We start from the raw sequence: 12516 nt of genomic DNA, 5'->3' as shown, positions 1-12516 counted from the left end.
TCAAAGTAATGTTCATTGAGAATAAAAATTAAAAAGGGTGCGTTATAAATAACCCACCCTTTTTATTGCTAAGTCTTTGTACCATCACTTATCTTATTAACTTGGCTTATAACTTGTTTTTGTCAACTGGATTCTGTGACAAAGCTGCTGTAAAAGGCAGTATTTTACTGCGGCTAAAATACTTAGAAGAGCCATCAATAATCTTGTCTACTTCTTTGATCAAATCATTAATAACGTCATCATAAACGCCATGATATAGTTCAGTTTCGAATGCCGTAAAGGGATGCTTACGTGATGCCGAGCCGACCTCTGTCACGCCTTGCTTACTATAAAAGATATCGACTCGACCATCACTGTTGAGTACACAATTTAGTATTCCGCCCTCCAGCTCCATCTCTACTCGCTCAGGCATAAAAATATAATCATCTACATTGATGAGTTTTTTTTCTACTTCTCTCTTAAAAAATGATTTGATATCAAACATGGATATATCCCTGACCTTAAAATTATAATATACGTTAGCACACCTGATTTTACAGCCACTGTCCAGCATGTAATCTGCTGCTTGTTCATTCGTGCTTTATGAATCAATACTATAAGATGACGTGATATTTTTTAAGACAGGATATGTAAAACTGCGTTTGATGTTGGTAAAAATAGAATGTTAGCTGTAGCTCCTTTATCCTATTGCAATAAACAAAGGAAGTGGCAAACTAGGCAACTCCCCTTTTCTAATGATGAAACTACTCTATCTGGCTTAATCACACCCAGCCTTTCTCACGAAACGATTTCAACACCTCAACAAACACTGCCATCTCATCAGTCTGCCAAGCGTCAAGCGATTAAAGCCAGTGATAGGCGCAAACTCGCGACCAACAGCGATGCCATGGTCGCACATCCTATCGATATAGGTTTGTACATCGCCTTTGATTTCGTGAAATATAAAGCTGGCTTGTGATGGTAAGTAGCGTAGTCCAAGCTCATCCAACGTCTGCTCAACCAGCTGACGCGATTGATTGGCAGTATGCAAACTCAATGCCAAAAACGCCTCATCATCCAAAGTTGCTATCGCGGCGACAGCACCAGACAGATTGGTGTTATCCACTGAAATAAACGCCTCTAGCTCAGTGATCATTTGCGGACTGGCAACTGCATAGCCGACACGCATACCTGCTAGCGCACACAGTTTAGAGAAAGTCCGAACCACGATAATATTGTCTGAGCGCTGCTCTCTTATCCACGTGATCCCACTCTCAAAACTTGGGTCAGTGACATATTCTGAGTAGGCTTCATCTAGCAAGAAATAATGATGGTCTGGTGCCGTTCCTATCCACGCTTTTAACTCATCTGTGTCAGTAATCGTCGCTGTAGGATTGTTGGGATTGCAGAGATAAAACAAGCTTATACCATCAAAATCATCAGCCACTTTTTGCATATTTTGTAAATCAAAAGAATAGCTTTCAGGTATCAGTGCTACTTTTACCACGGGCACATTGATAGAGGTTGCATATAGTTCCGCATAAGCAAAGGTTGGGTGCGGCACAATTACTTGGAAGTTTCTGCCTTCTATTAACGCTTTGTTTTGCAGCATTTGTACGACCGTGCGGATATTCTCACTGGAGCCGCTACCTAGAGATATTTGACTTTCAGTCACGTCATTAATTTTCGCAACTTTAGTGATTAAGGCTGCACGCTGGTCATCTGGATAACGAAAGCCGATATCTAAAGCATCGATAACCGCTTTTTTGGCAGATTTTGCCATACCCAGTGAGTTTTCGTTAGAGTTTAATTCTATTAATGGATTGGTAAACACAATAGTAATACGCCTAATTGATACCCATACCAAATATGCGATGAACAATGTCAAACTCGCTCAGCCAGCGGACGTAGCACTTGCGCTCGTCTTTTTTGCTACTCTGATTATTTAGTAGGGTTTATATATGGATGGTGAGATGCATTCGGATAATAATGGTTATGGTAAGTGGCATTTACCCTGATTACAAGCGCTCTGAGCGATGAAACTCGTTAGCAGCTGTTATGAGTAAGATGCTCATTTATTGATAGTAGCCGTTAAATAAAAAAGAGCCACCCTATAGGCAAATCACTTTGCTAATACTAGGGCGTGTCCTCATTTTAAAAATGGTGATAAACATGAGATAAATTGCCGTTAAACAAGGAAAGTAGCGCAAATAATATCGAGATATTAAGAAACTATTTGACGATTTTTGCAAAATTTAGCCATTTTTAGCCATTTTTAGCCCATTTAGCAAGTAATCGATTGAATTGAGGACACGCCCTAGTCTTGTTAGTTTATCGATATTTCAAATTAGCAATTTTTTAATGCACTACTTAGACCCAGCCTTTTTCACGGAACAGCTTTAATACTTTAATAAATGCTGCCATCTCGTCAGGTGTGCCAAGTGTTAGACGGTTGAAACCTGTAATAGGTGGAAACTCGCGACCAACCTTGATGCCATGGTCACGCATTCTATCGATATAAGTTTTTAAATCACCTTTTATCTCATGAAAAATAAAATTGGTCTGTGAAGGTAAATAACGCAATCCAAGATCGTCTAATACTGTCTCAATCATTTGGCGCGACTGATTGGTATTGCGCAAGCTGAGCGCTAAAAACTTGGCATCATTTAACGTCGCAATAGCAGCAACCGCACCTGACAAGTTGGTGTTGTCCATAGACATAAACGCTTCGACACTCTCAATAGCTTGCGGATTAGAAACCGCGTAGCCTACTCGCATACCTGCTAAGGCACATAACTTTGAGAAAGTATGAATAACAATAAGGTTGTCTGATAACCCTTGTTTCACCCACTCAATCCCACTTTCAAAGCTTGGATCTGATACGTACTCCAAGTAAGCTTGATCTAGCAAGAAGTAATGGTTATCTGGTGCATTACTTACCCAAGTCTTGAGCTTTGACGTTGATGTAATGATGCCCGTTGGATTATTTGGATTGCAAATATAAAGTAGGCTGATGCCATCAAAATCGTCAGCGGCTTTTTGTAGCTCATCAAAATCATAATCATAATCATAGTTTTCAGCGGTTAGTGGTATCTTGACCACAGGCACGCCAATAGAATTTGCATACATCTCTGCACAATCAAACGTTGGCACAGGAATCACCATTTGAAACTGCTTGCCCTCTTTTAATGCTTTGTTTTGCAACATTTGTAAGGTAGCTCGAATATTTTCAGTCGAGCCATTGCCTAAGGAGATTTGGTTTTCTGCCACCCCGTGGATGGTGGCAATTTTGCTAATGAGCGCCGCGCGTGGATTATCTGGATAACGAAAGCCCTCACCTAAAGATTCTATAATAGCTTGTTTAGCAGAATCTGCCATACCTAGTGAGTTTTCATTCGCATTTAATTCTAAGAATTTATTATTTTGCATGATGGATTATGTGCCTCAACGTCCGTTGTTATAAGTTCATATTGCTCATTGATATCATATTAAGGGGCATTTAGTATAAACACAAGTTTTGATATAACCAATTATTAGTTATTAATAATCTTGAACAAAAGCGAGGCTATTTTAGTCATAAGAAGACCATAAAAAAGGTGAGCTGCGCCATTAGCAACTCACCTTTTTGTTAGATACAAACTGATATTAACGGCAGTTCAAATAACCATCTAAATCAAATGCGCCTTTAACTCTAGCACTTTATCACGCGTTTTTGCAGCATCTTCAAACTTCAAATCACGCGACATCTGCTTCATGAGCTTTTCAAGACGATTGATTTCTTTCGCCAGCAAATCAGGACTGCGTAAGATACTAATATCGACATCAGGTAGATTGCTCTTGATAGGAATCACTTGATTGTCATTGGCATTCTGATCGTCACCCGTATCGATTTTATCAGTAATACTGCGACGCGCCCCTTTTGGTGTGATGTTGTGTTCAAGGTTAAATGCCACTTGTTTTTCACGGCGACGGTCGGTCTCGTCTATCGCCTTTTGCATACTGTTGGTAATACGATCAGCATAAAGGATAGCCTTACCATTGATATGGCGCGCAGCACGACCGATGGTCTGAATAAGTGCACGCTCAGAACGCAAAAAGCCTTCTTTATCGGCATCAAATATCGCGACCAATGACACTTCTGGCATATCTAACCCTTCACGCAATAGGTTAATACCGACCAACACATCATGCACGCCTGTACGTAACTCATGAATGATCTGCATACGCTCAACGGTATCGATGTCCGAGTGCAGATAGGCAACTTTGACATCGTATTCTTTTAGATAACTGGTCAAATCCTCTGACATGCGCTTGGTCAACGTGGTAATCAGCACGCGCTCATCTTTTTCTCGGCGCTTAGTAATCTCTGATAACACATCATCGACCTGCGTCAATACAGGACGAATCTCAATCTCAGGATCAATCAAACCCGTTGGACGCACGACTTGCTCGACCACTTGCTCGCTGTGTTCAAGCTCATACAATGCAGGCGTGGCACTGACATAAATCGTTTTTGGCTTGATACGCTCCCACTCTTCAAACTTCATCGGACGGTTGTTCATCGCACTTGGCAAACGAAAGCCATAATTGACCAAGTTCTCTTTACGTGATCTATCGCCTTTATACATTGCACCGATTTGCGAAACAGTGACATGTGACTCATCAAGGAACAGCAGTGCGTCTTCTGGAATATAGTCAAATAAGGTCGGCGGCGCTTCCCCTGATGGACGACCAGAGAGATGCTGCGAATAGTTTTCAATACCGTTGCAGTAGCCGAGCTGCTGAATCATCTCAAGATCATACTGGGTACGCTCTTTAAGACGCTGTGCTTCAATCAGTTTATTGTTTTCACGGAAATACTCCAAACGCGGCTCAAGCTCAGCCCGAATCGTATGACTGGCAGCTTCCAGTTTATTACGCGGCGTCACATAGTGCGACTTTGGATAAATAGTAATACGCGGCACGCTACGTACCGTCTTACCTGTCAATGGATCAAACCAAGTAATTTTCTCCACTTCATTATCAAATAAATGCACACGTACCGCCAGCTGCTCAGACTCCGCAGGATAAATATCTAGCAGCTCGCCACGCAGCCGATACGTACCGCGTCCAAAGTCTAGCTCATTGCGCGTATATTGCATTTCAACAAGACGTTTAATGGTAGCAGTGCGATCAATTTTGTCCCCAACGACGACGTGCAGCAGCATTTTTAAATAACTTTCTGGATCACCCAAACCATAAATGCACGAGACCGAGGCGACGATAATTGCATCACGGCGCTCTAGGAGTGCTCGCGTCGCTGACAGACGCATCTGATCGATATGATCATTAATAGCGCTGTCTTTTTCGATAAAGGTGTCACTTGCCGCGACATAGGCTTCCGGCTGATAATAGTCATAATAACTGACGAAATACTCAACGGCATTGTTTGGAAAAAATGACTTAAACTCACCATATAACTGCGCGGCAAGCGTTTTGTTATGTGCCATGATAATGGTTGGACGCTGCGTCTCAGAGATGACCTTTGCCATGGTATAGGTCTTACCCGAACCCGTTACACCCAGTAGTAACTGCTCATCCATGCCAGAATTAATACCGTTGACGAGCTTTTCAATCGCTTGCGGTTGATCGCCTGCTGGCTCAAATTCGGTAACCATCTCAAAAGCACGACTTGATATTTGCGTCCCAGACGCATTGACACCACTAATTTCAGCTTCGCCCTGTAGCTGAGTGGCCAATTGGTTTAACTGACGCGACGAGCGCGGTTCAGGCATTCGCATAATGGCTTTCTTCTTCTGAAGGTTTATAACAATGTGGGGTCTAAGCTAGGGTTTTTAAAGGTAATTAAGGGTTTTATCTTGTCATCTTCTCTTACAATATTGGCATCTAGATATGACGTCACACGCCCTATTTATAACGAATAAATAGTACCTTCGTTATAAAAAACGCACACAGCAACTACTAAATTTACAAAGCTTTTCATGATTAACAAACTCATTACACGACCACCTAATAAAGCCTAAAGCTTGAGGCTTTCAATCTTCATTTAAGCTGCTATTATTTATAACGAATCAACAAGTAGTTCATTAGTAAGATACCAATAACAACAAATGAGATTTTCATTAAAATAATACACATAACGGAGTAGAACATGAGAGAACGTTACGCAAGTGGAATAGATGACGCAACCGCAAAGAAAATGATCGACTTATTGAACGCTAATCTAGCGAATCTCATTGATTTGAGTATGGACAGTAAGCAATGTCATTGGAATTTGCAAGGTACTGGCTTTATCGGTGTTCATCAGTTATTAGATGATACTTATGGTCGCTTGACTGAAGCTTATGATACGGTCGCTGAGCGTATTGTTATCCTTGGCGGTAAAGCCAATGGTATCTCTAAACGCGTCGTTGAGGACTCTATCCTAGAGACTTACCCTACTGATATCACTGAAGTCGATCAGCATGTTCGTGAGCTTACCAATCGTTATAAGACCATTGCGGCATCATTGCGTGAAGGGATTGATGCTGCTGGTGATGCGGGTGACGAAGATACCGCTGACTTATTAACAGAAATAAGCCGTACTGTGGATAAAGATGCTTGGTTCATCGGTGCCAATGCGCCAAAGAAATAATATCTTTGTACTCAAACCAGTTATATCAATAAGATAGTCTATATCAGCAAAAAAGGTCACTTTTATAGTGACTTTTTTGTGTGTACGAACTTATGTTTAATGATTTATGTATAATAACTTTAAGATTCACGCTCAGAAACGGGCTTCAAAGTAGCTAAATTGTCAGTTATTAGCTGTCAGTTAAAAAACACCTTGGATTATTTGTTGCATCTGCGGTAAAAGCTCATCCAGCTGTGCCTCAGTTTCACTAGTATCATCAGGCAAGGATTGCTGTAAAAAAGCGGCGGTAATTTGTGGTTGCTTAGCAAGAATACTTTGCCCCATTTCTGTATCATAAAAATCAATTTGGGCATCAACTTCCGCTTGCGTATAGTAAGTTTTTGCCGCCTTAATATATGCTTGCGTCAACGTCTGCTTGTCAGTGGTATCGCCGATAGTATTGGTCATTATCTTGGCATATTGACCTAGCACTTTTTGAATCTGCTCTTGTAGCGCCTGTTGGCGTTTATTTAAGTTACCATCACCTACTGACTCAGTACGATTTTGCGTTTGTACATTGATAGCATCGATAGCCGCTTGTTGCCCGTTAACGATAGATTCTATTTGCTCATCAATGTGCATCACTTCCATCAGCTTAACGATAGACGTATCTGTTGGGGAAATATTATTATTCATAAAAGCGGTATTGTTAATAGAAGCGCTATTCGCACTTATTCTATTGATACTTACGCTTTGCTGTTGAGCAGACCCATTATGAATTACCAGCTCAGCCTGTGCTTGAGTCAGACTGGCTACTGCGCTAATAGTGACAACGGCCATACTTAATGAGCGAACCATGATTGAACGCCCAACAGGGCTCTCTATAGCAGACTGAAGACTTAGTTTCATATTAGTTTCTCTTTATCAGGCATCTTGGTTATAACTATTGGGTAAGCTCAAAGTTTCGGCATTGGGTACAGATAATGTCAGGATAGCTTCCTGAAATAAAGGATTCGCACGGAACTGACTTTCAATAATTTCGAATTTTTGGGCAATCTCTTTTTCTTTTTGATTACCAGCGATATCGACTGCCGCCACCATAAATATCTTTTTGGGTCCCACCCACTCCAAATGTAAGTACGACACACTATCTATATCTGGATGATTGAGTAACTCGGTCAATGCATAGCCATGTATCCTCTCTGATACTTTATAACCGACCAAAAAGTCACGGTTACGGCTAATTAAAAAGATGGCTACCGCACCCAATAATATTCCGACAATGATAGAGCCGAGCGCATCCCAAAACGGCTGTCCCGTATAAGCATGCATACCCATGGCAGCAGCAGCGACAACCAAGCCAATGACAGCTGCCAAGTCTTCAAAGAATACGCCACGTAAAGTTGGGTTTGACGTATCGACCACATAGCCAATGGCGCTGACATTTATCGCTTCACCATGCTTTTTACTTTGTAAGTAAGCTTGCCCTAATGAAAACCCTTCGAGCACAAACGCAATCGCCAATACAATGAAACCGATGGTATAGTTGGTCTCGCTTTCCGCAGCATTCCACTCGGTGATACCAGTATAAATGGAGACAATCGAACCTGCCATAAAGACACCAAAAGCGGCAATCATCGACCAGACATAAGCTTCTTTGCCATAGCCGAGGGGATGGCTTTCATCAGCAGGTTTGATCGCCTTTTTCTCGGCGACGATTAATAAGGTACCGTTACCTGCATCTGCCCACGAATGCGCTGACTCTGCGATCATAGAAGCAGAACCCGTCATAAATGCTGCTACCGTTTTGGCAATCGCAATGATAATGTTGGCTCCAACGGCAATTAATACCGTTACCAATGAAGCGGAATGTTGCTTGTCTTTATTAGTGGTCGACTTAGCAGAACCGTCTAATACAGAACGAGAATCACTATCAGAAGTGGTATCTTTAATGAGCGTACCAGTGCCTCGAGCACGACTATTATGCGGCGCTGACTGATGAGAAACAGGAGTGTGTGACTCGGCTTCCGATGGTTTTAAGCTCATAATAATCTCGATATAGGCTTTTTGAACGCAGATATATATATTTAACCAGATTAATAGACCGTATATTGAAAGCCGTTTAACTGACTATACAAGGTCTATTTGTCTTAACGATCATGAAGATTAGCCAGCTCACCAATCATATCTCCTATATCACAACTGGGTCGATGCGAGCTTTCCAGACGCAGGTTTTTACGCTCTAGTGCGGCATCGGCGCGGCATTGCTGCATGGGATTTTTGATATCAAGTGGCGGCGCAGGTGTGGGCTTGCCATTATCATCGATAGCGACCATCGTAAAATAGCAGCTGTTGGTATGGCGTACAGTACGGGCTCGAACGTCTTCTGCTTCGACGCGAATACCGACCTCCATTGAAGTATTCCCCACATAATTAACACTTGCCGCAAAGGTAACCAATTCGCCAACATATATAGGCTCACGGAACATCACTTGGTCGACAGATAGCGTCACCACATAATTGCCGCTATAGCGACTGGCGCAAGCGTAAGCGACTTGATCTAGCATCTTAAGCAAATCACCACCATGCACATTGCCAATAAAATTCGCCATATCAGGCGTCATAAGTATCGACATATATAGCTCATGATTTAATGGGGCTTTTTTGGCAGTAGAGCTGGTATTGTATTGCGGCATAAAAATCCTTGAATGATTTAGGGCGTGTTGATAGTAAGTATCATTTATACAGCAGCTCATAAGAGAGCACAAACAGCACTCTGTCATTGAATGGTCTAGGTTATGTAAATCTTAAGCTATTTAACTTTAGCTCAACCAATGAAAACGATAAGCAAGCCAAGCAACAATGGCGCTCACTGAACCTGTCAAGATACCGCCCCAAGCAAAATCAACCAACGCTGTATCCAGTGTAAAACCTTTGTACAACGCTAAACTGGTAAAGTCATAAGTACCGTAGGCCATCAGCCTATTAGGCCACCAAGCAAGAATATATGACCAATCGAAGCGCCTGCTTTGATTTGTGGATATAAAATCAAGACACAGAGAGCCAGTAGATAAAACATATAGAACACGCCAGCAGCAATCATGTTTGGCTCATCGGCAAGCAGATGCCCGATACGCTTTTCATAAAATAAGCCAGTCATGGTCTTGAGCCAAACTGCGTCAATACCCAAAAATATAAGCACAGCAGCCAGATATATAAATACATAACCCATAACCACATCCTTTTAATTAGCGTTTTTTAATCCCAGCTTATTTCCATCATCGCTTGTTAAGTCAGTGCTTGTTAAGACACTGCCTATTGAAACGCAACTTGTTAAGACGCTATGTTTCGTTTGGAGGCGTCTTGGCCATCACTGTTAACATTACCGCTTTCATGAGAATTCATAATATCGTGAATCAGGCGGCTGCTTTGCTCATCGGTCAGAGTGTCATGAGAAGACAAATCAGAGAAATGCATCACATCAATATTGTCTGGCTTCACTGCGGTCAACTGTACCACGCCGATAGTACGCTCTAAAAATCCACCTTCGCAGTAGCAAAAGTAAAAATCCCACAAGCGAATAAAGGCATCATCATAACCAAGCCCCTTAATTTCTTCACGCTGTGCCATAAACGCCGCACGCCAGTCGCGCAAGGTATGAGCATAGTCAAAACCGTAATCATGTAGCTGCTTGATAACCATGTCGGTTTGTTCCGTAAACTGCGTATTTAGCTCTTGATTAGAGAGCAAACAACCACCAGGGAAAATGTGCGTTTGGATAAAATCGACTGAATTAACATAATCTTGGTAGTTTGATCATTAAAGGTAATGGCTTGCAGTACCATCAGCTGTGGGTTTGAGCAAGCTATTACATTTGGCAAAAAACGTCGGTAAGTACTCGTGCCCAACGGCTTCAATCATCTCGATACTGACTAGCTTGTCGTACTGCCCTGTCAGCTCACGATAATCTTGCTTCAGCAGGGTAATTTTATCAGACAGTCCCGCCGCATCGACTCGGCGCTGCGCCTCATCATACTGGGCATCAGAGATGGTCGTCGTCGTTATGTGACAGCCATAATGTGTGGCGGCATAAATAGCAAAACCGCCCCACCCTGTGCCAATTTCTATCACGTGATCATCAGGCGTCAATTGTAATCGCTGGCAAATGAGCGCCAGTTTATGCTGCTGCGCTGCGCTCAGTGATACATCAGGCGTACGATAGACTGCTGCTGAATACATCATCGTATCATCCAAAAACCGCTGATACATATCATTGCCCAAGTCATAATGCGCTAAAATATTGGACTTAGCACCAGACTGATCATTACTGCGTAGCCGATGCTTCGCTTTTTCAAACGCCTTACTCACACCTGCAAAGCGATTTTCTAACTTATCCAACACCGCCAAGTTACGCGCTGCCAAACGAATCAGCCCTGTCAAATCGTCCGTATCCCACTCACCATTGATATAGCTGTCTGCTAGCGCAATAGAGCCGCCAAGCAACAGCTGCCGATAGACAGTAGGATCATGAATCATCAAGGTGACGTGTAGTGAATGGCGACCCACTGCCGAACTGCTCGCGACACTATCGGATACTTTACCAAAGCTGACGGTATTAGGTGCTTGCTCATCGAATGCTTCGACTATAGTCAGGCTGCCAAACTGGATATGCGTTAATGCGCGGAAGATGAGTTTTCTTGCCAATTGATTCATTCCCGCACTGACGGGCTGAAAAATGGCGCGCTCATTGACGACCTTACTCATCTGTGCGGTCAATTTTCCTAATGTCGAAACGGGTGCTCGGTCGGTTGGTCGTGCTGACATCGTATATTCATCCTTGTTTAAATGCTCTATGCTTAAGCGTTAAGCTGATAAATTTCTTTGGCTGGTCGTTAGCCCTTCAACTATCGAAGAATATCTTTTGGAGTCGGTGCTTTGTTCTGTTGGCTATCGGCCAGTTTTTCATCATAATGAATATAAGGCACTTTTTTAATCGCATAAAGCTTGAAAGCATGCCAATAAATACGGGTTACAGAGGTCATGTTCATTAGCGGATTTTTTCGCAAACTGTTGCGAATTGTTGTGGCGGTCATTGGAACGCCAGCCATTTTTATACCCGTTTTTAATACCTCACCGCGCTCGTCGCTGATATCAATAGCAATACGAACTTGCAAGCAATTATCCGGCTGCTTTTTTACCTTAACCTGCCAACGATATAGCTGATCGATCGGGTTAAAAGGTGAGACATGAAAATCTTTATTATGACAAAATTCAGTATTCGCACCATTGAGTGTAAACCCATAATAATGGCGCTTATCCCACGGTGTATTAGAGACTTCAGCCAATAAATGCGACGGTATCTGCTGCTCATCGAAACCTAAGTAAAAATTGACTGGACTAAAATATATGCCCGCATTGCGGCAAACGAGCATTCCAATAATATCGCCTGTTGGCGCACTACCCGTTTGCTCAGTAAACGCTTGGTTTAAGCGATGATTAAGTGCTTGAACAGAATTTGAACGACCATTATCCTGTTTACCACTCATTGATAAATTACTTAGGCTATTTGACTCTTGTAAAGGTAGACCTTGTAAGTAATCATCAGGACAAAACTGCTGCAAGGCTTTTTTCTTTGCTGAAAATAATGGCAATCCTTTGGTCAGCCGCCCTTTTGAAAGCAACTTGTTTAAAAGCTTATTTTTACTACTAATACCTATACTTACTTCAGGAAGCTCCAGCCCTTTAGCCAATGCGCTGATATTGATGCCCCAATAACGGTATGGATACGCAAATTTATGCACACTTGGCAGTAACCGACTGTGCCAAGTCGTCCCATTGAACAACTGATGGGGTAACAGCTTATTAGGCGTGCCGGTTTCAATAGACATAGCATTCTCTTCAATAGTGTTCGTTGATTTCACTGC

9 protein-coding genes and 2 pseudogenes are annotated in these 12516 nt (G+C 42.3%); 1 reads left to right on the top strand and 10 read right to left on the bottom strand.

Going from position 1 to position 12516, the window contains the following annotated elements; all coding sequences use genetic code 11:
- Nucleotides 1-106: 106 nt before the first annotated feature.
- The 4 genes from TT12_RS00580 to uvrB form a co-directional block, all read right to left on the bottom strand.
- Complete coding sequence (locus TT12_RS00580) at nt 107-484, bottom strand: hypothetical protein (protein WP_045451279.1); 378 nt, start codon at nt 482-484, stop codon at nt 107-109.
- Nucleotides 485-790: 306 nt separating this feature from the next.
- On the bottom strand, nt 791-1813 hold the full coding sequence (locus TT12_RS00575) for a pyridoxal phosphate-dependent aminotransferase (RefSeq protein WP_243443190.1): 1023 nt from the start codon (nt 1811-1813) through the stop codon (nt 791-793).
- Nucleotides 1814-2349: 536 nt separating this feature from the next.
- Complete coding sequence (locus tag TT12_RS00565; RefSeq protein ID WP_045451273.1) at nt 2350-3408, bottom strand: pyridoxal phosphate-dependent aminotransferase; 1059 nt, start codon at nt 3406-3408, stop codon at nt 2350-2352.
- Between the two features lie 239 nt (nt 3409-3647).
- The gene (gene uvrB / locus TT12_RS00560; protein ID WP_025652097.1) at nt 3648-5759 is read right to left on the bottom strand and encodes an excinuclease ABC subunit UvrB; all 2112 of its coding nucleotides are present in this window, start codon (nt 5757-5759) and stop codon (nt 3648-3650) included.
- Between the two features lie 371 nt (nt 5760-6130).
- Between uvrB and dps the strand changes: the two genes are divergently transcribed.
- Entirely contained in the window at nt 6131-6613 is a 483-nt protein-coding gene (gene dps / locus TT12_RS00555; RefSeq protein ID WP_045451268.1) for a DNA starvation/stationary phase protection protein Dps, read from the top strand.
- A gap of 180 nt (nt 6614-6793) precedes the next feature.
- Here dps and TT12_RS00550 read toward each other — a convergent pair whose 3' ends face one another.
- From TT12_RS00550 to TT12_RS00525, 6 genes and pseudogenes are all read right to left on the bottom strand, one after another.
- On the bottom strand, nt 6794-7501 hold the full coding sequence (locus TT12_RS00550; protein ID WP_201604995.1) for a DUF2059 domain-containing protein: 708 nt from the start codon (nt 7499-7501) through the stop codon (nt 6794-6796).
- A gap of 15 nt (nt 7502-7516) precedes the next feature.
- Nucleotides 7517-8638: a cation diffusion facilitator family transporter gene (locus TT12_RS00545; RefSeq protein ID WP_045451266.1), complete on the bottom strand. Its 1122-nt coding sequence runs from the start codon at nt 8636-8638 to the stop codon at nt 7517-7519.
- A gap of 104 nt (nt 8639-8742) precedes the next feature.
- Nucleotides 8743-9288 (bottom strand): acyl-CoA thioesterase, encoded by a 546-nt coding sequence (locus TT12_RS00540; RefSeq protein WP_045451264.1) that lies wholly within the window; start codon nt 9286-9288, stop codon nt 8743-8745.
- A 126-nt stretch (nt 9289-9414) separates the two neighbouring features.
- Nucleotides 9415-9824: pseudogene (locus tag TT12_RS00535) on the bottom strand (DUF2177 family protein).
- A gap of 101 nt (nt 9825-9925) precedes the next feature.
- Nucleotides 9926-11128: pseudogene (locus TT12_RS15940) on the bottom strand (class I SAM-dependent methyltransferase).
- A 368-nt stretch (nt 11129-11496) separates the two neighbouring features.
- Nucleotides 11497-12480 (bottom strand): DUF1365 domain-containing protein, encoded by a 984-nt coding sequence (locus TT12_RS00525; RefSeq protein ID WP_045451539.1) that lies wholly within the window; start codon nt 12478-12480, stop codon nt 11497-11499.
- Nucleotides 12481-12516 lie beyond the last annotated feature (36 nt).

The sequence above is a fragment of the Psychrobacter sp. JCM 18903 genome, from assembly GCF_000586475.1.
Taxonomy (GTDB): domain Bacteria; phylum Pseudomonadota; class Gammaproteobacteria; order Pseudomonadales; family Moraxellaceae; genus Psychrobacter.
The sequence above is the reverse complement of the archived record's forward strand: the minus strand, read 5'-3'. Positions and strand labels throughout refer to the sequence as shown.